Genomic DNA, 19,780 nt, shown 5'->3' on the forward strand with positions numbered 1-19,780 from the left:
TATCATTAGCCCATTCAGGTCGTAACTGACCTTCTTTTGCCCAACGCTACTTCTCAAGATTATTACCAGGAGCATTTTGCTGCTATGGCACAGTTTGTTTACACCATGAACCGTGTGGGAAAAGTTGTCCCACCGAAGCGTGAGATTCTGAAAGATATCTCACTATCCTTCTTCCCCGGTGCAAAAATCGGTGTGCTCGGTCTGAACGGTGCAGGTAAATCCACCCTGCTGCGTATCATGGCGGGTGTGGATACCGAATATAACGGTGAAGCCCGTGCCCAGCCGGGTATCAATGTCGGCTATCTGCCACAGGAACCTGTGCTGGATAACAGCAAAACCGTTCGTGAAGTGGTAGAAGAAGCGCTTTCAGAGATCAAAGACGCTCAGGCACAGCTGGATCTGGTTTACGCGGCTTACGCTGAGCCGGATGCGGACTTCGACAAACTGGCTGCCGAGCAGGCTCGTCTGGAAAATATCATCGAAGCATCTGACGCGCATAACCTTGAGCGTAAGCTGGAAGTTGCTGCTGAAGCGCTGCGTCTGCCCGAGTGGGATGCCAAAGTGGAACACCTGTCCGGTGGTGAGCGCCGCCGTGTGGCTCTGTGCCGTCTGCTGCTGTCCAACCCGGACATGCTGCTGCTGGACGAACCAACCAACCACCTGGATGCAGAATCCGTAGCCTGGCTGGAGCGCTTCCTGCACGAATACGCCGGTACTGTTGTGGCGATCACCCACGACCGTTACTTCCTCGACAACGTAGCCGGCTGGATTCTGGAACTGGACCGTGGCCACGGTATTCCTTGGGAAGGCAACTACTCCAGCTGGCTGGAGCAGAAAGAAGCCCGTCTGGAGCAGGAAGCCAAGCAGGAAGCTTCCCGTCAGAAGTCTATGAAAGCGGAACTTGAGTGGGTTCGCTCCAACGCCAAAGGCCGTCACGCCAAGAGCAAAGCGCGTCTGGCACGCTTTGAAGAGATGCAGTCTCAGGACTTCCAGTCCCGTAACGAAACCAACGAAATCTACATTCCACCGGGACCTCGTCTGGGTGACAAGGTGGTTAACTTCCACGGTGTTTCCAAAGCCTTTGGTGACAAGCTACTGATCGACAACCTGGACTTCAGCATCCCTCAGGGTGCTATCGTGGGTATCGTCGGTGGTAACGGTGCCGGTAAATCGACCCTGTTCAAGATGATCGCCGGTGAAGAGCAGCCGGATTCCGGTACCGTGGAAATCGGTGAAACCGTGAAGCTGGCGTTTGTGAACCAGAGTCGTGAAAATCTGGACGGTTCGAAAACCGTTTGGGAAGCCCTGTCTGACGGTCAGGACATTCTGACCATCGGCAGCTATCAGGTACCGTCCCGTGCCTATGCCGGTCGCTTCAACTTTAAAGGCAACGACCAGCAGAAGTTTGTGAAAGATCTGTCCGGTGGTGAGCGTGGCCGTCTGCATCTGGCACACACCCTGAAACAGGGCGCTAACGTGCTGCTGCTCGATGAACCGTCAAACGATCTGGATATCGAGACCCTGCGTGCACTGGAAGAAGCACTGCTGAACTTCCCGGGCTGCGCCTTCGTGATCTCCCACGACCGTTGGTTCCTTGACCGTATCGCCACGCACATTCTGGCGTACGAAGGCGAGTCCAAGGTGGAATTCTTTACCGGTAACTACACCGAGTACGAAGCGGACTACCACAAGCGTGTCGGTTCTGACGTGCCGAAACGTGTGAAATACAAGCGTATCGACGCGTAATAGAGCCAAGCGTATCGACGCGTAAGGCTTTATCGCCAAACAAAAAACGGAGCCCCGGGCTCCGTTTTTTTTATATCTGATGTCAGACCCTAATAGTCTTCATAGCGATTATAGGTGCTCACCTTGCCTGCTTTATCCATGGCATAAACCGAGAAATCATCCTTACGGGCACCGTCAAAATCCATACCCGGACCACCGGATGGCATACCCGGAACCGTCAGCAGGTGGATATTATTTTGTGAGGCCAACAGCGTCTTAATATCCTGCGCAGGCACATGCCCTTCAATCACCTTACCATTGACCAGAGCGGTGTGGCAGGAAGCCCCCTGTTGAGGTACACCGTATTGTTGCTTGATCGGATTCACATCATTCATCTCGATCGATTCAACCTGAAAGTCGTGATCTTCCAGATGCTCAATCCAGCCCTTACAACAGCCACAGCTAGGACTGTGATAAACCTTAATGCTGTAAATCTGATCGTTTTTCCCTTCCAGCCAGACTGGATCAGCGGCCAGTGTCGACGGGCTGGTCACTGCCATAATCGCCGCTGCGGTCAGGCCTAACAAAGTTTTTTTCATCCGGGATTCTCCAGAAATAAGTGTGCGTTCTTGGTATTACGCTATCAGACAAGCTACTGGATGTATTGATCCATATCGAATCGATACATCACGATCATTCAGGATCCCCCCTCTCCCAGAGCCTGCCCGGCCGACTGCTTCCTTGCATTCGACAAACAGGTATAGCAAGTTCTTTACCGACACCCTTAAGCTTTTCAAAATTGTCCTTTGACATATTCATACCGCCAATTAATGAGTTCATACGCAGACCTTCCGGCATATCTATCTTCGTAGCCTTTTTGGTGAAATGAACTAAGCGGAATTCCTGTTCATAAGCCCAATCAATTGTCTTTGTTGCCAGTAGCTTCTTGATTGCCTGATGAGGCGTAAACAACACTTCAGATAGGCACACTTCCGGTAACAAACTGCTATAAGTCACATCGTGCATACGAAGCTCATGCCCATTCTTTCCTGCAAATTCCATTTTTCTCAGATCGTATTCAATACAAAAACCGCTATGCCCGGATGCATAATGCGCCCAACTTAAAGGGATTTCATAGCAGCTTGAGAAGCACTGCACACCAAAAGTTTTCAAGTGCTTTTTAACATGATGAATAATATTTTCTTGAGATGAAAAGCCTCCATCTAGCCAAAGCTTTAACTCCTCTAAAATATTTTCATTAAACAACCAATGTGCATTTACAGGCTGATAACCTTTAAACAGCGCCTGCAATGCAGCGTTTAACTCTTCTTCTGTAAAACCACTGCGATAAGACAGGTCTCGAATACTTAACTGAATATCAAACGGATCATTAAAACTTTCTGGATCTGAGATATACAATCTGCCATCACGCAGAGATTCAATTCGACACTCAGATTCTTCCTTAACGATAGGTTCATAACGATAAATCGGAACCCCTGTTATTCCATTTACATGTTCCATCTATTATTTCCTTATCATTCAAATCTACAGCTACCAAATATCCTAATAAAAACCCCGATCACTTTGCAGTGATCGGGGTTTTCTTTGATTCTATGACCCGTTGCTCAGCGATTACTCACCATAAACAACCGTTGGTAACCAGGTGGCCAATTCCGGCCAGATGGTCAGCGCCAGCAACATCGAGATCTGAATCAGAATAAACGGAATCACACCTTTATAAATTGCAGAGGTCGGCACAGAAGGCGGCGCTACGCCCCTCAGATAGAAGAGTGCAAAACCAAATGGTGGCGTCAGGAAGGAGGTCTGCAGATTGATTGCCATCATAATACCCAGCCAGACCGGATCCAGCCCCATCATCATCAGTACCGGAGCGACAATCGGCACGACAACAAAGGTGATCTCGATAAAGTCGAGGATAAAGCCCAGCAGGAACATCACCAGCATTACGATGATCATGGCACCGACAACACCGCCCGGCATCTGTTCAAACCAGTGGTGGATCAGCTCTTCACCGCCAAAGCCACGGAACACCAGAGAGAAAACAGAAGCACCAATCAGAATCAGGAACACCATGGCGGTTACGTTAGTGGTAGAACGTACCACTTCGCCCAGCATCTTCATGTTCAGCTGTTTCTGGAAAGCCGCAAGAATCGCTGCACCGAAGGCACCAACACCGGCCGCTTCTGTCGGAGTCGCAGCGCCGGTCAGGATAGACCCCAATACCGCCACAATCAGTACCACCGGTGGAACCAGACCTTTCAGCAGGATCACTGCCAGAGGCTCCTGAACGTGTCGATCCGCCTGAATCTGCTCACGACTTACGGCAGGTGCCGATTCCGGTTTCAGCCAGGCCACAATCATCATATAAACGATATAAGCCGCAACCAGTAACAGTCCTGGAATCATGGCACCCACAAAAAGGTCACCCACAGAAACCGTTTTCGGACTGAATACGCCCATATTCAGCTGCGCCTGTTGGTACGCACTGGACAATACATCACCCAGAAGAACCAGAGCGATAGATGGTGGAATAATCTGACCCAGCGTACCGGTTGCACAGATTGCACCGGTCGCCAGTGATGGCGAATAACCACGCTTGAGCATCGTTGGCAGGGAGATCAGGCCCATAGTAACCACGGTCGCACCGACAATACCGGTACTGGCCGCCAGCAGCATGCCTACCACAACAACGGAGATACCCAGACCACCGCGCATGGAGCCAAACAACAGCGCCATCGCATCCAGCAGGGTTTCTGCAACCTTAGATTTCTCCAGCAACACGCCCATCAGTACGAAAAGCGGCACCGCAATCAGCGTCTGGTTGGTCATAATACCGTACAGACGATTCGGGAAAGCCTGCAGGAAGGCCGGATCGAAAACACCAAAGGCCATACCGCCACCGGCAAAGACCAGCGCGGTACCCGCCAGTGACAAGGCCACCGGATAGCCGAACATCAATACCACACACACTGCGGCAAACAGAAACAGAGGCAGGAACTCAACCACTAGACTTTCTCCTCATTCACATGATGTTCAACCTGAGGGCCTTTACCCATCAGAACCAGCAGGTTACGCAGTGCTTCAGCAAGCGCCTGGAGTAGCATCAGGCCAACCATTGCCAGAATCAGAGTTTTCAGCAGATAAACGCCATGGATACCGCCAGCTTCAGGGGAACCTTCCATCACAGCCCAGGAGTTCATCACATACTGCCAGCTTATCCAGCCCATAAAGACCATGACCGGGATCAGCAGAAAAATGGAACCGAAGAAATCCACCAGGGCTTTGCGCTCAGGTGTCATCTCCCGATAGAAGATATCCACACGCACGTGGCCGTCATTCTTGAGGGTGTACCCGGCAGCAAGCATAAAAACAGCTGCATGCAGATACATCACAGACTCCTGCATGGCAATTGAACCGGTATTTAACAGATAGCGCAGTACAACAACCGCAAACATAACGACCATCATGGCAAGGGTTAGCCAGGAGATAGATCGTCCGACAAGCTCGGTCAAAGCGTCAATTTTGTTGACCACCTGACTCAGAGCTCCAGAACCATTTGTCATGGTTGACCTCTTTTTTATTTAGTTGTTAGCCCATTTTTTTATTTCGACACTCGCTCCAGTGGCTTTCCCTGGGCAGGGAGAGGGGCGATGCCGGTTACTGCAAGACTAATTGCTTAATTTGCAGAGTAGCCCTTTAATCATACTCTGTACTCTTTGCCTGCGAAAAGTTTTCATTCCGCGCTCTTTAGAACAATTACGTCACAATCAGGACATAAAAAAACCGGCTGAAACAGCCGGCTTCAAAATAATTCACTGAGCAGATTAGTTCTGACGCTCTTTTTCGATCAGAAACTCAGTGATTTTTAGCATATTTGTCCAACTACCCGCTGTACTGGTATCGATACGATATTTTCCGTTAACCACCATCGCCGGAACACCCAGCGCCTGATAACCACGGATACGGGCACCAGCCTGATTTACTTTGGATTTAACACCAAAAGATTTCAGCGCGCGCTCAGCATCTTTTTCACTCACACCGTACTCGGCAAAGAACTCTGCCAGATCAGACGTGCTGGTCAGGCGCTCGTTGTTGCGGTGAATACGGTTGAAAAAATCGCTGTGCAGTTTTTCACCAATACCCAGTGCTTCAGCTGCGTAAAAGGCGTTCGCATGGGTCTTCCACACTTTGCTGAAGGTTGCCGGTACACGTTCAAAACGGACATCTTCCGGCAGCGTTTCAATCCAGGGTTCAATGTAAGGCTCGAACTCGAAACAGTGCGGGCAGCCATACCAGAAGAGCTCAGCCACTTCGATCTTACCCGGCTCGGAGACTGCCACCGGCGTACTCAGCTTGATGTAGTGAACACCTTCTTTAAAGTCCTCGGCCTGAGCCGTCAGGGAAACAGCCGCAAACAAAACAAATGCGCTGAACTGCTGAATCAGTTTTTTTACCATTGCTTAAAGTCCTTTAGGGCCAGAGCGACATGCGCCCGGTATTTTCAACGGCTGATCATTAAAGATCAGCCCGGTTATCACATGAAGCTATCACATAAAATTATGACGACAACTTACTATACGTCGCAACGCGGATAAAGTTCCCGATCACAACCTGTCAGGCATGCCTCGTTTACCCGACAGGCGGGCACAAAAAAAGGGCCTTTCGGCCCTTTTTTCAACTACTGGTGCTTAGTTCAGACCAAACACGTAGTTAGAAACTGCTTCGATGTCTTTATCGCTCATTTTCGCAGCGATAGCGCGCATCATGTTGTTCGGATCGTTTGCACGGTCACCATCACGGAACTTCTTCAGAGCCGCAGCAGTGTAAGCCGGGTTCTGGCCGCTCAGTACAGGGTACTTAGCCTGCTCGTTACCCATACCGTTTGGAGAGTGACATGCAGTACAAGCCGGAATGCCTTTCGCCATGTCGCCCGCGCGGTACAGTTCCTGACCACGAGCTACCAGAGCAGGATCAGCCTGACCCAAGTTTTTAGGCTTAGCTGCGAAGTAAGCTGCAACGTTCTGAGCATCCTGATCGCTGAAACCAGCAACCATACCCGTCATCTCAGGAACCTTACGAACGCCATCACGAATTTCGATGATCTGCTTCGCCAGGTAGCTTTCATGCTGACCTGCCAGGCTTGGGTAGTTAGGGATCATAGCGATACCCTCAACACCGTGACAACCAGCACAAACTGCTGCTTTTGCTTCTCCTGCTTTTGCATCACCAGCGGCGTGCGCAAAGCTTACCAGGCCAAGAGTAACTGCCAGACTTACCAGTAATTTCTTCATTGCTAATCCAATCTTGCTAATTTTAAGGTGATTACTGTTATTTTCCTGAGGCTTACCAGAGTCTGCTTCTGTGAGCAGCTACTCTCTGATAGGCCGAAACCTTGGGAGGCTCCTGCCGGAAAGCCCTGGCAGTGCCAGATCAATTATTCCGTCTGATGCTCAGTTACATCAGACGTTTAAGTTCGTGCCGAATCGACCTGAATGGTACACTACCATCTAAAAAGTGGTGGCATTATATACTAATCCGAAGGGAAACGTGAACGCCCCATATAACCTGTCTTTTGCCCCATTAGTTGAATACGCCATGACCGAAGTTTCTAATCAAGACCTGAACAACGAACAGAACCAAAACACTGCGGATGATCGCGCGCCAAAGCTGAACTACCAGACGGCGAGCTTTATGATCAGCGCCCCGACCCTGGCTCAATGTCCTCCGGATTTTGGTGCCGAAGTCGCCTTTGCCGGTCGTTCCAATGCGGGTAAATCCAGTTCAATCAATACGTTGACCCAGAACTCCCGACTGGCCCGAACCTCGAAAACTCCGGGGCGCACGCAGCTTATCAACTTTTTTGGCCTGCACAACGGCACAGATCAAAAACTGGTGGATCTGCCGGGTTACGGTTACGCCAAAGTACCGGAAAAGGTCAAACTGGAGTGGCAGCGCCACCTGTCAGAATACCTGCTCAACCGTCAGGTTCTGCGCGGTATCGTACTGGTGATGGATATTCGTCATCCGCTGACCGAGTTCGACCAGATGATGCTGGAATGGGCTGACAAGGTGAACAAACCGGTTCATATCCTGCTGACCAAAGCGGATAAACTGAAGAAAGGTGCAGCTAAAAAAGCACTGCTGGAAGTTAAACAGGCCCTGCATGAGTGGGAAGATCTGGTCAGTGTGCAGCAGTTCTCTGCCCTCAAGAAAGATGGCGTACCTCAACTGCGCCAGAAGCTGGATGAATGGCTGCAGCTGGAACTACCAGAGGCTTAACTTCCTTAACTGTGCAGCATAAAAAACCAGAGCCCGGCTCTGGTTTTTTTGTCACTCGTTCCGGCGGAGCGTGGGGGACGAGACATTATCGATCCAGCTGCGTCACCGCCTGATGCAGCTGACTCAGGCAGTCGATACGGGCATCATAGAACGCCGGTGCTTTTGCGGAAGGCTTTACCTGTACCCAGAGGGTTTTCATCCCCATCCGATACGCACCCTCAATATCATGCTCCGGATTATCGCCGACAAAGAGAATCTCCTGCGGTGTGCACTTCAGATGATCCAGCACCGCCTGAAACGCTTCCGGATCAGGTTTAGCCACCGATAGCCCCTCGGCACTGAAAGCGAAATCAAACCACTCTGCCAGGGGTGTCTGAAACACATCCGCATTACCGTTACTCAGTGCACCGATAATATACTCACGCTTCAAACCTTCCAGAGCCTCAAACGCGTAAGGAAAAGGCTCAATCTGGTTGCGATAGCGCCAGAAAACCGCAAAAGCCTGCTCCGCAAGCTGAGCCGCTTCAACGTCGGAATAGCCGGATAAGCGCAAACATTCATCCATCGCCCGCATACGTGAACGGGTAACAAAGTGCATCAGCTCGGGATGTCGGCGTGCCAGACTCATGCGATAACCGCGCAGCTCCCGTTCAGTAAAGCGCGCTGTCAGTTTCGGTGCATGCTGGTTGAGCCACTGATAATGAGCGCGCTCAGCTTTCACAATCACAGGGTTTACATCCCAGAGGGTGTCGTCCAGATCAAACACGACCGCTTTAATACTCATCTTTGTGTTATCCCTCTTTATCCTGTTTCTTTTTGCGCTGTGCTCTTGGATGCGACTTATCGTAAACCTGTGCCAGATGCTGATAATCCAGTCGGGTGTAGATCTGGGTGCTGCTGATATCCGCATGGCCGAGCAGCTCCTGCACTCCCCGCAGATCACCACTTGATTCCAGCAGATGGCTGGCATAGGAATGCCTTAAACGGTGGGGATGCAGGCGATCTGCAATACCTGCATTTTGCCCCGCCCTGGCAACCCGCTGCTGAACCATAGTTGGCGTGATACGGTTACCACGCTGACCGATAAAGAGCGCCGTTTGCTGTTCGTTTTTCAACCACTGGTCTCTGACATCAAGCCAGTGTTTTAATGCTTTCGCTGCCTTTCCCCCCAGAGGAGAGAGACGTTCTTTACGCCCTTTGCCCATTACCCGGATCTGTTCCTGAGCAAAATCGACACTCTCAAGATCCAGCGCCACCAGTTCTGCCAGTCGCAAGCCGCAACCGTAGAGCAGCTCTAACATCGCTTTATCTCTCAACTCGGCAATACGGTTTTTATCGGAAACGTTTTGATCCACAGGCTGATCCAGCATCTGCTGCAGCTGATCGATATCCACGGGTTTAGGCAGTAGCTGAGCCGCTTTAGGGGCACGTAAACCATCGGCAGGATTCGTCTCCAGCACCTTTTGTCGTTGCAGAAAACCAAGGAAGCTTTTGATACTGGACAGATGACGCTGAAGGGAGCGGGGAGTCAGCCCTTCCTGATGGCGAAAGGCCAGATAATGTCGAATCTGCTTGCGGGTCAGCACCTTCCAGTCGGATATAGCCGCGCCATCATCCGACTGAAGGTAGTGCAGAAACTGCTCAAGATCCCGACGGTAGTTACTCAGGGTATGGGGCGAGCCCTGCTGTTGAGCAAGGCTTGTCAGAAAAGCTTCCAGAGATTGCTCAAGGGGTGAGCCGGAAAGCGTCATTACAGAACCATGAATATCCGACTTAACGCAGATGATGCAGCAGACGCGCTACGACATCTGCGACATAGGCCGCAAACTCAGTGCCCATTTCCGCACGGAAATAATCCGGGTTTTCACTGCCCAGCAGCAGATAGCCTTTTACATCATCCTGATTCAGCGGAATCACCGCCGCCGAACCATCAGCAACCATGCCCAGCTCAAACAACTGCTCCAGCTGCTCAGCAGACACCTGACCACAAAAAGTACGGTTACTCTGCAAAAGCGCCTGAATCAAAGCGGTCAGGCTGTTGTCCGCCTGAGTCACCAGCTGAGAGGTATTGATCGTATCTGCACTACCGGAATCGGTAATCACCAGTCGGCTATGACCGGTACCAAAGCTGTTACGCAGTTGCTCGGACAGGGTTGCGGCCAGATCATTCAGATCGTCCGCTTCCAAAAGCGCCAGAATTAACCGGCGCACGCGGGAAAGCTGCATGTCGTTATGACGTGCGGTATCCAGCAGATCTTCCAGATGATCTTCACGATCCGCCAAACGCTCCCGCATCAGGATCATCTGGCGCTCCAACAGCGAAACCGCCTTACCGCTGGGATGCGGCAAGTTCAGCTCCAGCAGAAGCTCTTCATGCTGCTGGAAAAAATCCGGATTGTTTTTCAGATAGTCAGCGACCGCCTGAGCATCAATCCCATTTGTGGACGCCGCCCCGCTCTCGGAAACGGTCCCGCTTTTGGAATCTGTCATAGGTAGATTTGTCCTTCAAAAACCCGTGCCGCGGGGCCTGTCATCATGACGGGCGCACCTTCACCGGACCATTGGATTTTCAGTGTACCACCAGGAAGATGTACTTCTACCACTTCATTTAGTAACCCTTGTAACCGTCCTGCAACAACAGCGGCGCAAGCCCCTGTTCCACAAGCCAAAGTTTCTCCGGCACCACGTTCATAAACCCGCAAACGAATCTCGTCACGACTGACAACCTGCATAAAACCAACATTCACCCGATTCGGGAAACGGGGATGGCTTTCGATCTTAGGCCCCAGCAGCTCAACCGGAGCGGTATCCACATCATCCACCACTAGTACGCCATGGGGATTCCCCATAGAAACCGCACCGACAGTATAGGATTGACCATCAACCTCCAGCTCATACTTTTCCTGCTGGTTGTCTGCGACAAAAGGAATCGTATCCGGCACCAGGCGGGGGGTGCCCATATCCACCGTCACACCGCCATCATCGGTCAGGTTAAGCTGGATATTGCCGCCGGAGGTTTCGACATTAATACTTTTCTTGCTGGTCAGGCGCTTGTCGTAAACGAAACGGGCAAAACAGCGCGCGCCGTTGCCGCACTGCTCAACTTCGCTGCCATCTGCATTAAAGATACGGTATTTGAAATCCATATCCGGATCCGTTGGCGGCTCAACAATCAGCAGCTGATCGAAGCCTATTCCGAAGTTACGGTCTGCCAGTTCACGTACCTGATCGGGAAAAATTTTTGCCCGCTGCGAGACCAGATCAACCACCATAAAGTCGTTGCCCAGTCCGTGCATCTTGGTAAATTTCAACAGCATTTACTTGCTCTCCCGCAGGATGTTCTTTTTATACAGCGACGAATTTCGTCGTTAAAAGAACACCCTGCTGATTAATCGTCTTGTCTTAAACCTTGTCTTAAAACAGTGGCGATTAAGCCGGCAGCACGTTTTCGCCTGCAATCTGCTGCTCAAAGGTCTCACGACGACGAACCAGGAAGCTCTGATCGCCATCCACCATCACTTCAGCAGCACGGTTACGGCTGTTGTAGTTGGAAGACATAGCAAAACCGTAAGCACCGGCAGAACGAACCGCCAGCAGATCACCCTGCTGCAGCGCCAGCTCACGGTCTTTACCGATAAAGTCGCCGGTTTCACAGATCGGGCCAACCAGATCGTAAGTCGCTTTCTCAGCGTCAGCAGCCGGTTCAACCACAGGAATGATCTTCTGCCAGGCACTGTACAGTGAAGGACGCAGCAGGTCGTTCATGGCCGCATCAACCACAGCAAAGTTTTTCGCTTCTGTCGGTTTCAGGTATTCCACGCGGGTTACCAGAATACCGGCGTTAGCGGCGATAGAACGGCCCGGCTCCATGATCAGGGTCAGATCGCTGTCACCCAGACGCTCCAGCACCTTGGTCGCGTAATCACGAGGCTCCGGCGGCGTTTCGTCGTCATAACGAACGCCAAGGCCTCCACCCAGATCCAGGTGTTTGATATTGATACCTTTTTCAGCCAGCTTAGCGATCAGATCCAGCAGACGATCCAGCGCATCCAGGAAAGGGGCACTCTGTGTCAGCTGAGAACCGATATGACAGTCCACACCTTCCACTTTCAGGTTCGGCAGACTGGCGGCTTTCAGGTAAACCTCTTCCGCGCGATCAATGGAGATACCAAACTTGTTCTCTTTCAGACCGGTGGAGATATACGGGTGGGTCTGAGCATCCACGTCCGGGTTCACACGCAGGGAAACACTGGCCTGCAGCCCCATGGACTCAGCTACATCATTCAGACGATCCAGTTCTGCTTCCGATTCTACGTTGAAGCACTTGATACCGACCTGCAGCGCGCGGCGCATTTCATGGGCCTGTTTGCCGACACCGGAGAAGATCACTTTTGCCGGATCACCACCTGCGGTCAGAACACGCTCAAGCTCACCCACAGAAACGATATCGAAACCGGCGCCCAAACGAGCCAGCACATTCAGCACCGCCAGATTGGAGTTGGCTTTTACCGCATAGCAGATCAGGTGCGGCTGATTGGCCAGCGCCTCATCATAAGCACGGTAGTGACGCTCGAGGGTTGCACGGGAATAAACGTACAGCGGTGTGCCATACTGCTCAGCCAGCTGGTTTACCGCGACATCTTCTGCGAACAGGGTGTCGCCCTGATAGTTAAAAAAGTCCATAACTGTCTCACCGGATGGGCAGCAGCCTTTGGCTGCTACCGGGAATCTGTTTTCCCCGCAGCAAAAGTGCGCGGGGAGCGAATCAGCCTAGCTGATTTGTACTGATATAAAAGACTGGTACTACTGAGACTGATTGGTGGCCTCAGGTTTTGCACCTTCGTCCGGCAGGTAAAGCGGTCCTTTCTGACCGCAACCTGCCAGCGCTAATGTCACCAGACACAGGCTTAAAATAGCTTTGAAGCGACGCATATCAGCCTCGGGTCGCCAGCAGGTCACGACCACGCTTAACCGCTGCACGTACCTGATCCGGCGCAGTACCACCAATGTGGTTACGGGCGCTTACGGAGCCTTCCAGCGTCAGCACTTCAAACACATCTTCTGTGATGCTATCAGAGAACTGCTGCAGTTCTTCCAGGGTCATCTCGCCCAGATCCTTACCGGTTTTAACACCGTAGGCCACAGACTTACCCACGATCTCATGAGAGTCACGGAAGGCGATACCCTTACGTACCAGATAATCCGCCAGATCCGTTGCGGTAGAGAAGCCACGTAGTGCCGCTTCATGCATCTCTTCTTTGCGGGATTCAATCGCCGGAATCATATCGGCGAAAGCACGCAGAGAACCCTGCAGGGTATCCACCACGTCAAAGATCGGCTCTTTGTCTTCCTGGTTGTCTTTGTTGTACGCCAGTGGCTGAGACTTCATCAGGGTCAGCAGCGAGAACAGATGACCAAAGACACGACCGCTCTTACCGCGCACCAGTTCCGGTACATCCGGGTTTTTCTTCTGCGGCATAATGGAGGAACCGGTGCAGAAACGATCCGGCAGGTTGATAAAGTTGAACTGTGCCGAAGTCCACAGCACCAGCTCTTCCGACATACGGGACAGGTGCATCATGATCAGGCTGGCAGCAGAGGAGAACTCAATCGCGAAGTCACGATCCGATACGGAATCCAGTGAGTTCTCAGTCGGACGCTCAAAGCCCAGCAGTTCAGCAGTCAGATGACGGTCGATCGGGTAAGTCGTACCCGCCAGCGCTGCAGCGCCCAGTGGCAGAATGTTGATACGCTTACGGCAATCCTGCAGACGCTCGTAGTCACGGGTCAGCATCTCGAACCACGCCATCAGGTGATGACCAAAGGTAACAGGCTGCGCGGTTTGCAGGTGCGTGAAACCCGGCATGATGGTATCGGCTTCTTTATCAGCCAGACCCAGCAGACCTTCCTGCAGACGGTTCAGCTCAGCACTGATCACATCGATCTCATCACGCAGGTAAAGGCGGATATCAGTAGCCACCTGATCGTTACGGGAACGGCCGGTGTGCAGTTTTTTACCTGTGATACCGATCTTTTGCGTTAAGCGCGCCTCGATGTTCATGTGCACATCTTCCAGCGCCACAGACCACTCGAACTCACCGTTAGCGATCTCTTCACGAATCTCAGTCAGACCCTGAATAATCTGGTCACGCTCTTCATCGGTCAGCACGCCCACTTTCGCCAGCATCGTCGCATGCGCGATAGAGCCCTGAATATCCTGATTCGCCATACGCTGGTCGAAATCCACAGACGCCGTAAAACGTGCCACAAAGGCATCTGTTGGTTCGTTGAAACGACCGCCCCATTGCTGGTTAGTCGCCGAATTCTGTGCAGGGTTCTCTTGCTTAACACTCATTTTAATTCCTCATGCCAAAGACTCTGCCGTTATGCCCGATACGCCAGCCGGGTAATCGCCAACGTGTTTATCAGACCGCAGAGGTAAGCTAACTTTTGCCAGCATTATAACAGTAAGCCCGCCGTGAATGGCATGGTCATATCCCCTGATATTTCGCTTTAATCGTCAGATTTTATGGAAAAAAAACCGCGAAATGATTTGTATCGGTGTCTATTGCAGGCGGCTTTGTTAGAATCAGCGCAACGCCCATTTTTGGCGGCCTCCGGCCTTACGGCCATCCCGCGCAACCTCTGTAGTTGCCAGCACCAAGGAAGGCTGCCCACAGACAAGCAAGAGTTCTATCTCCATGAGCCAACAAGTTATCCGTATCGCAACCCGTAAAAGCCCTCTGGCCATGTGGCAGGCTGAGCACATTCAGGCCCGTCTTGAGGCGCTGCATCCCGGTCTGAAAGTTGAACTGGTGCCGATGAGCACTCAGGGCGACAAGATTCTGGATACTCCTCTGGCTAAAATCGGTGGTAAAGGCTTGTTTGTGAAAGAGCTGGAACTGGCCATGAATGAAGGCCGTGCCGATATCGCCGTGCACTCCATGAAAGACGTGCCTATGGTACTGCCGAAAGGTTTTGCTCTGCCGGTGATCTGTGAACGTCACGCGCCAACAGACGCTTTTGTTTCCAACAAATACGCCAGCTTTGACGAACTGCCGGAAGGTGCGGTTCTCGGCACGTCCAGCCTGCGTCGTGAACTGCAGGCGCGCGCTAACCGCCCGGATCTTGAAGTGAAAAGCCTGCGCGGCAACATCCAGACCCGTATGGCGAAAATGGATGACGGCGAATACGATGCTATTTTGCTGGCCACCTCTGGTCTGCAACGCATGGAGCTGGACGAGCGCATCCGTCACGAAATGACACCGGAACAGAGTCTGCCTGCCGTTGGTCAGGGCGCGCTGGGCATCGAGACCCGCGAAGGCGATGACGAGATCATCAAACTGCTTGAGCCTCTGCGTCACGAAGACACCTGGAATACCGTTCGCGCAGAACGCGCCATGAACTGTCACCTTGAAGGCGGTTGTCAGGTGCCGATCGGCGGTTACGCGGTACTGGTGGATAACGGTGAAAACATTCACCTGCGTGCTTTAGTGGGTGAGCCGGATGGTACAAAACTGCTGCGCGCTGAGAAAACCGGCCCGGTTTCTGACCCGGAAGCACTGGGCATCGCCGTTGCAGAGATGCTTATCGAGCAGGGCGCTAAAGAGATTCTGGATCGCGTTTATAACCGCGCCTGATCCCTTGCCGATCTGTCCGGTCAGAATCACTCTGGCCGGACCTTAACCTGAACGCCCATACCTGACCGACGCTTCCCCCCAGCAAGGACTGACAGCACCTCCATGAACAGCCAACGCCTGCTTAGACATTCCGACCAGCAACCGCTGAAAATCGCCGTAACCCGCCCATCCGGACAGGAAACCGCGCTGATGACGGAGCTGAAAGCAGCCGGTGCTGAGCCGTATCATATTCCCCTGCTGGCAATTGAAGAGCTGGAAGAAACACCTGTTGACCGCAGTACCCTGTTGGATCTTGACCACTACAGCAAGGTCATCTGCGTCAGTCCGGTAACTGCCAATCTGTTTCTGGATCGTTTAGATCAGTACTGGCCACAGCCCCCGGCCAAAACCCTCTGGGTTACTCCCGGCGCGGGAACCGCTGCCATTCTGGACGATTACGGACTGCCCGTGGTCTACCCTGAACAGGGGGATAACAGCGAGGCGATGCTGACACTTCCGGCACTGACCGAGGTTGCCGGTGAAAAAATCCTGCTCTGTAAAGGCGAGGGTGGTCGCCCTCTGCTGAAAAGCACGCTGGAAGAACGGGGCGCTCAGGTTAAAGAACTCTTTTTCTACAAACGCGTTTGTCCGCCGATTCTGAGCGCCGAACGCGAGCTGCTTCAGTCCGAATATTTTGATGTCATCCTGATCAGCAGCCTGGATGCCCTGAACCATCTGGTTCAGCTGGCCGGTGCCGAGCCCGGCCTGTTTAATACCCTTTTACTGGTTTCCAGCCCCCGCCTGCGACAGGAGGCCCGTGCACTGGGCTTCAAAAAGATTGTCCAGGCCAAAGGTGCCGGTGGACAATGGCAACAGGCCGCCCTGGAATCCATAGCCAGTCAACGCTAAGCATGAGGCGATGCAATGAGCGATAAAGAAAATAAGACCACAGACACGACGTCGAAAGATCAGCCAGCAAACGACACGCCCGAGCAAAAAACCACACAGGGCACTGGCTTTGTCATGGTTGGCGAAACAGAACCTGCCGCTGATAAGAAATCAGATTCCAAAGAACCTCAGCCGGAAGTAGAGTCTCAACCAGAAGCAGAGCCTCAGCCCGAAACAAAGTCTCAGCCGGATATCACACCATCCAAGCAGGCATCCTCAGATAAAACTCTATCTGAAGATAAGCCGAAAGCGGACTCTGTGGATAAATCTAAAGCAACGGATACTGAAGCGGACAAAAAGGCTGCTGTGAAAAAGCCTCTGGCAGATAAAAAACCTGCCGCCGCTGAAAAGCCATCCGCTGAGAAATCACAGGCAGAAAAAACAACCGCTGAAAAAACGTCCGGCAAAAAGGGATCGGTTATCGCCCTTAGCGCTCTGGTTATTGCCCTTGGTGCCGCCGCAGCCTCCGGCTACACCTTCTGGCAGCAACAGGAAAAAACCGCTCAGGCACTGACTCAACTGAGCGAACGCAACAACCAGCTGGAAGCTCAGTTGCAACGTCAGGCTCAGGCCCTGAACAGCCTGCAAACCCTACCTGCGGCCACCAACAAACTGAACCAGCAAAGTCAGGCGCTGCAGCAGCAGCAAACTCAGCAGCGTCAGAACCTGCAGGATCTGGCGACCGCTTTTGCCAGCACTCAGGGACCAAAACCTTCTGACTGGCTGCAGGCGGAAGCGGAATACCTGCTGCGACTGGCCAATCACAGACTTCAGCTGGAAGGCGACCTTACCGGTGCCAAAACCCTGCTGACCAGTGCCGATGAGCGTCTGACGAAGGCGGATAATCCGGCGCTGTTTGTCGTGCGCCAGGCGATCGCCAATGAAGTGGCTGAGCTGAACAGTATTGATACGCTGGATCAGAGCGGCATCTACTTCAAACTGAGCGCCCTTGAAGGCCAGATCGATCAGTTACCGCTACCGATGGAGCCTGAAAACCGCAGTGCTTTCCGTCAGACTCAGCTGGAAGACAATCAGGAACAAAGCGTCTGGCAGACACTCTGGAACGAAGCCAAAACGCTGGTGGTGGTTCGTCACCGTGACGAAAAAATCACACCTCTGCTACCACCGGAAGAGAGCCTCTATCTGCGCCACAACCTGCGCCTGACACTGCAGCAGGCGCAGATCGCCCTGCTGAAAGAGGAACAAACCCTGTTCCGTACTTTACTGCAACAGGCATCCTCCTGGGTTGAGACTCACTTTGATCAGAGCGCAGCCCGTACTCAGAATGTTGTAAGCACGCTAAAAGCGTTGGCCGAGCAAAACATCCGTCAGCAGCGCCCGGATATTTCCGGATCCCTGAATCTGCTGCGTGATCTGCAGAAGCAACGCTTCAGCAGTTCTGTCCCGGCAGAGACGCCGGAAAACTCCGAACCATCCTCAACTGACAACACAACGGAGGCGCCTGCATCATGAAACGCCTCTATATCGCCGCCATTCTGGCCTTAGCCGGTGGTATGTTTGCTGGCCTGCTGATGCAGGAAGATCCGGGCTATATTCTGATCAGCTGGGGTAAGACCACCGTAGAGATGTCCTTCTGGATCGGTGCTCTATTATTTGGTGCAGCACTGGTTGGCTTCCATCTGCTGATGCGGTTGCAGTCCGGTGTGCGTCGTCCGCTGAAAACCCTGAATGTGTTTTCCAGCGCAGGCCGTGACAAACGCGCCCTGAAAGCTACGGTTAAAGGTCTCTTACTGATGGCAGAAGGCCAGTGGCGCAAAGGGGAGCGCTTACTCAAGCGTTCAGCCCCCCGCTCCGGCGCACCTGTGATCAACTATCTGGCAGCCGCCCGGGCTGCTCATGCTCAGGGCCGTTACGAGCAAAGTGATCAGCTACTGAAAGAAGCCTTGGACAGCACGCCGGGCGCTGAAACCGCCGTCAGCCTGTCCCAGATTGAGTTTCAGCTGGAGCGCGGTCAGTACGAACAGTGTCTCGCACAGCTGCTCCGCCTGCAGAAAAAGAATCCCCGTCACCGTTGGGTACTGAAAACCCTGCTCAAGGTTTATCAGAAACTGGAAGACTGGCAGGGACTGAAAACACTTTATCCACAGCTGCTGAAGCAGGACATTCTGACCGATGCGGAAGGCAAACAGCTGATGATACGTTTGCATCTGGCGATGCTCGAACAATGCCAGAACCTGTCTCAGGAAGATTGTCTGGAAGGCATCCAGAAGATCTGGAAAGAGCTACCCGCGGAACTGAAAAAAGAGCAGCAGCTTTCCGAAGCTTACGCTCGCGCTCTGCATGCCTGTAAAGCAGATATCCTGCTGGAACGCTTTATCACAGAGCAACTGCGTCAGAACTGGCAGGATCATCTGGTGATTATTTACGGTCTGCTGGAAAAGGGCGATGTGCGCCAGCAGATGACCCAGGTTGAACAGTGGCTGAAGAAACACAGCGACAGCTCCGCACTTTATCTGACCGCAGGCCGTATTGCTCTGCGTAACCAGCTTTGGGGTAAGGCCGCTGATTTTATGGAAGAGAGTTTCCGTCTGCAGCCACTGGCTGTGACGGCTGCCGAACTGAGCCGCCTGTACTCCTCAATGGGACGCACCAGCAAAAGCCGCACTTACTATCGTTACTGTCTTGATCTGGCGGGTTATCACCTGCCCAGCCTGCCGTTACCGAAAACAACGGCTCGTTGAGCTGGGATAGTGTTGGATCCGAGATAAGGAAGGCTAACGCCTGACTCATCCTCAAAATGAAAAGGCAGATGCGTCGTCATCTGCCTTTTTCTTGTCTGCTGAATGGCATTACCAGTCAGAATTCTTGCCTGATTCAAAGCCTCCCCCCTATTAAAAACCTACCTTTCAGCAGGCAAATGAAAATAATTCTCAAAAAGACTTTACAGACCTAATGAGAATACATATCATTTACTCAAGCTTAAGGATTCGCCAAATCACTAAGCCGATTTAAACCATTCTCCAGCAGGTTCAGGTTCCCGCTGCAGTAATTCAGAGTCTGGTTTATCTCCTCATCAAGCTAATCACGGTCTCGCCCGGTGGACTCCCATCCCCGGGCATTTTTTTGCCTGAAATTCAGCCAATCAAATTGGCAGTACTAAATGCCAGTCTTTTTTGAGGCACAAAAAAACAGCCGCACCTTTCGGATACGGCTGCCTTTGATTAAGC

General features: G+C 52.3%; 19 protein-coding genes. 6 read left to right on the top strand and 13 right to left on the bottom strand.

The features are described from left to right. Positions 1 to 84 precede the first annotated feature (84 nt). Entirely contained in the window at positions 85 to 1,746 is a 1,662-nt protein-coding gene (ettA, locus tag BV405_RS05825) for an energy-dependent translational throttle protein EttA (protein WP_086479914.1), read from the top strand. Between the two features lie 89 nt (positions 1,747 to 1,835). On the opposite strand, the gene BV405_RS05830 is transcribed toward ettA, so the two are convergent. From BV405_RS05830 to BV405_RS05855, 6 genes are all read right to left on the bottom strand, one after another. Beyond that, complete coding sequence (locus BV405_RS05830; RefSeq protein ID WP_086479915.1) at positions 1,836 to 2,324, bottom strand: DUF411 domain-containing protein; 489 nt, start codon at positions 2,322 to 2,324, stop codon at positions 1,836 to 1,838. 94 nt (positions 2,325 to 2,418) lie between these two features. Continuing rightward, positions 2,419 to 3,246, bottom strand: a complete 828-nt coding sequence (locus tag BV405_RS05835; RefSeq protein WP_086479916.1) for a DUF2971 domain-containing protein — start codon at positions 3,244 to 3,246, stop codon at positions 2,419 to 2,421. A 111-nt stretch (positions 3,247 to 3,357) separates the two neighbouring features. Continuing rightward, positions 3,358 to 4,752: a TRAP transporter large permease gene (locus tag BV405_RS05840; RefSeq protein WP_086479917.1), complete on the bottom strand. Its 1,395-nt coding sequence runs from the start codon at positions 4,750 to 4,752 to the stop codon at positions 3,358 to 3,360. After that, entirely contained in the window at positions 4,752 to 5,309 is a 558-nt protein-coding gene (locus tag BV405_RS05845) for a TRAP transporter small permease subunit (protein ID WP_086479918.1), read from the bottom strand. The genes BV405_RS05840 and BV405_RS05845 overlap by 1 nt, the downstream gene beginning before the upstream one ends. Positions 5,310 to 5,570: 261 nt before the next feature. Next, positions 5,571 to 6,203, bottom strand: coding sequence for a thiol:disulfide interchange protein DsbA/DsbL (locus BV405_RS05850; protein ID WP_086479919.1), 633 nt, complete (start codon positions 6,201 to 6,203; stop codon positions 5,571 to 5,573). A gap of 231 nt (positions 6,204 to 6,434) precedes the next feature. After that, positions 6,435 to 7,037, bottom strand: coding sequence for a c-type cytochrome (locus tag BV405_RS05855; RefSeq protein ID WP_086479920.1), 603 nt, complete (start codon positions 7,035 to 7,037; stop codon positions 6,435 to 6,437). A 400-nt stretch (positions 7,038 to 7,437) separates the two neighbouring features. On the opposite strand from BV405_RS05855, the gene yihA reads away from it, so the two are divergent. After that, entirely contained in the window at positions 7,438 to 8,025 is a 588-nt protein-coding gene (yihA, locus tag BV405_RS05860; RefSeq protein ID WP_245832267.1) for a ribosome biogenesis GTP-binding protein YihA/YsxC, read from the top strand. Between the two features lie 85 nt (positions 8,026 to 8,110). Here yihA and BV405_RS05865 read toward each other — a convergent pair whose 3' ends face one another. The 7 genes from BV405_RS05865 to argH form a co-directional block, all read right to left on the bottom strand. Beyond that, positions 8,111 to 8,809 (bottom strand): HAD family hydrolase, encoded by a 699-nt coding sequence (locus tag BV405_RS05865; RefSeq protein WP_086479921.1) that lies wholly within the window; start codon positions 8,807 to 8,809, stop codon positions 8,111 to 8,113. A gap of 7 nt (positions 8,810 to 8,816) precedes the next feature. Next, positions 8,817 to 9,776 carry a tyrosine recombinase XerC gene (gene xerC, locus BV405_RS05870; protein WP_086479922.1) on the bottom strand — a complete coding sequence of 320 codons (960 nt, stop codon included), beginning with the start codon at positions 9,774 to 9,776 and terminating at the stop codon, positions 8,817 to 8,819. Positions 9,777 to 9,798: 22 nt separating this feature from the next. Continuing rightward, positions 9,799 to 10,515, bottom strand: a complete 717-nt coding sequence (locus BV405_RS05875; protein ID WP_086479923.1) for a DUF484 family protein — start codon at positions 10,513 to 10,515, stop codon at positions 9,799 to 9,801. Then, positions 10,512 to 11,342 (bottom strand): diaminopimelate epimerase, encoded by an 831-nt coding sequence (dapF, locus tag BV405_RS05880; RefSeq protein WP_086479924.1) that lies wholly within the window; start codon positions 11,340 to 11,342, stop codon positions 10,512 to 10,514. Before dapF ends, BV405_RS05875 begins: the two co-directional genes overlap by 4 nt. Positions 11,343 to 11,454: 112 nt before the next feature. Then, a complete protein-coding gene (gene lysA / locus BV405_RS05885) occupies positions 11,455 to 12,708 on the bottom strand; it encodes a diaminopimelate decarboxylase (RefSeq protein ID WP_086479925.1) in 1,254 nt (417 codons plus the stop codon). A gap of 120 nt (positions 12,709 to 12,828) precedes the next feature. Continuing rightward, entirely contained in the window at positions 12,829 to 12,957 is a 129-nt protein-coding gene (gene lptM / locus BV405_RS05890; RefSeq protein WP_086479926.1) for an LPS translocon maturation chaperone LptM, read from the bottom strand. Position 12,958: 1 nt separating this feature from the next. After that, the gene (argH, locus tag BV405_RS05895) at positions 12,959 to 14,380 is read right to left on the bottom strand and encodes an argininosuccinate lyase (protein ID WP_086479927.1); all 1,422 of its coding nucleotides are present in this window, start codon (positions 14,378 to 14,380) and stop codon (positions 12,959 to 12,961) included. Between the two features lie 346 nt (positions 14,381 to 14,726). Here argH and hemC point away from each other — a divergent pair, with 346 nt between their 5' ends. The 4 genes from hemC (at position 14,727) to BV405_RS05915 (ending at position 19,294) form a co-directional block, all read left to right on the top strand. After that, positions 14,727 to 15,665 (top strand): hydroxymethylbilane synthase, encoded by a 939-nt coding sequence (gene hemC, locus BV405_RS05900; RefSeq protein ID WP_086479928.1) that lies wholly within the window; start codon positions 14,727 to 14,729, stop codon positions 15,663 to 15,665. Between the two features lie 102 nt (positions 15,666 to 15,767). Further along, entirely contained in the window at positions 15,768 to 16,553 is a 786-nt protein-coding gene (locus tag BV405_RS05905) for a uroporphyrinogen-III synthase (RefSeq protein ID WP_086479929.1), read from the top strand. A gap of 15 nt (positions 16,554 to 16,568) precedes the next feature. After that, positions 16,569 to 18,065 carry a uroporphyrinogen-III C-methyltransferase gene (locus tag BV405_RS05910; RefSeq protein ID WP_086479930.1) on the top strand — a complete coding sequence of 499 codons (1,497 nt, stop codon included), beginning with the start codon at positions 16,569 to 16,571 and terminating at the stop codon, positions 18,063 to 18,065. Then, positions 18,062 to 19,294, top strand: a complete 1,233-nt coding sequence (locus BV405_RS05915; RefSeq protein WP_086479931.1) for a heme biosynthesis HemY N-terminal domain-containing protein — start codon at positions 18,062 to 18,064, stop codon at positions 19,292 to 19,294. The genes BV405_RS05910 and BV405_RS05915 overlap by 4 nt, the downstream gene beginning before the upstream one ends. Positions 19,295 to 19,780 lie beyond the last annotated feature (486 nt).

This window comes from Oceanospirillum sanctuarii (assembly GCF_002150805.1).
GTDB classification, from domain to species: domain Bacteria; phylum Pseudomonadota; class Gammaproteobacteria; order Pseudomonadales; family Halomonadaceae; genus Oceanospirillum; species Oceanospirillum sanctuarii.

Excerpts from the sequence above, each read along its gene's own strand:
- ettA (WP_086479914.1), top strand. The coding sequence starts at position 85 with ATGGCACAGTTTGTTTACACCATGAACCGTGTGGGAAAAGTTGTCCCA.
- BV405_RS05830 (WP_086479915.1), bottom strand. The coding sequence starts at position 2,324 with ATGAAAAAAACTTTGTTAGGCCTGACCGCAGCGGCGATTATGGCAGTG.
- BV405_RS05835 (WP_086479916.1), bottom strand. The coding sequence starts at position 3,246 with ATGGAACATGTAAATGGAATAACAGGGGTTCCGATTTATCGTTATGAA.
- BV405_RS05845 (WP_086479918.1), bottom strand. The coding sequence starts at position 5,309 with ATGACAAATGGTTCTGGAGCTCTGAGTCAGGTGGTCAACAAAATTGAC.
- BV405_RS05850 (WP_086479919.1), bottom strand. The coding sequence starts at position 6,203 with ATGGTAAAAAAACTGATTCAGCAGTTCAGCGCATTTGTTTTGTTTGCG.
- BV405_RS05855 (WP_086479920.1), bottom strand. The coding sequence starts at position 7,037 with ATGAAGAAATTACTGGTAAGTCTGGCAGTTACTCTTGGCCTGGTAAGC.
- yihA (WP_245832267.1), top strand. The coding sequence starts at position 7,438 with ATGATCAGCGCCCCGACCCTGGCTCAATGTCCTCCGGATTTTGGTGCC.
- BV405_RS05865 (WP_086479921.1), bottom strand. The coding sequence starts at position 8,809 with ATGAGTATTAAAGCGGTCGTGTTTGATCTGGACGACACCCTCTGGGAT.
- xerC (WP_086479922.1), bottom strand. The coding sequence starts at position 9,776 with ATGACGCTTTCCGGCTCACCCCTTGAGCAATCTCTGGAAGCTTTTCTG.
- BV405_RS05875 (WP_086479923.1), bottom strand. The coding sequence starts at position 10,515 with ATGACAGATTCCAAAAGCGGGACCGTTTCCGAGAGCGGGGCGGCGTCC.
- dapF (WP_086479924.1), bottom strand. The coding sequence starts at position 11,342 with ATGCTGTTGAAATTTACCAAGATGCACGGACTGGGCAACGACTTTATG.
- lysA (WP_086479925.1), bottom strand. The coding sequence starts at position 12,708 with ATGGACTTTTTTAACTATCAGGGCGACACCCTGTTCGCAGAAGATGTC.
- lptM (WP_086479926.1), bottom strand. The coding sequence starts at position 12,957 with ATGCGTCGCTTCAAAGCTATTTTAAGCCTGTGTCTGGTGACATTAGCG.
- argH (WP_086479927.1), bottom strand. The coding sequence starts at position 14,380 with ATGAGTGTTAAGCAAGAGAACCCTGCACAGAATTCGGCGACTAACCAG.
- hemC (WP_086479928.1), top strand. The coding sequence starts at position 14,727 with ATGAGCCAACAAGTTATCCGTATCGCAACCCGTAAAAGCCCTCTGGCC.
- BV405_RS05905 (WP_086479929.1), top strand. The coding sequence starts at position 15,768 with ATGAACAGCCAACGCCTGCTTAGACATTCCGACCAGCAACCGCTGAAA.
- BV405_RS05910 (WP_086479930.1), top strand. The coding sequence starts at position 16,569 with ATGAGCGATAAAGAAAATAAGACCACAGACACGACGTCGAAAGATCAG.
- BV405_RS05915 (WP_086479931.1), top strand. The coding sequence starts at position 18,062 with ATGAAACGCCTCTATATCGCCGCCATTCTGGCCTTAGCCGGTGGTATG.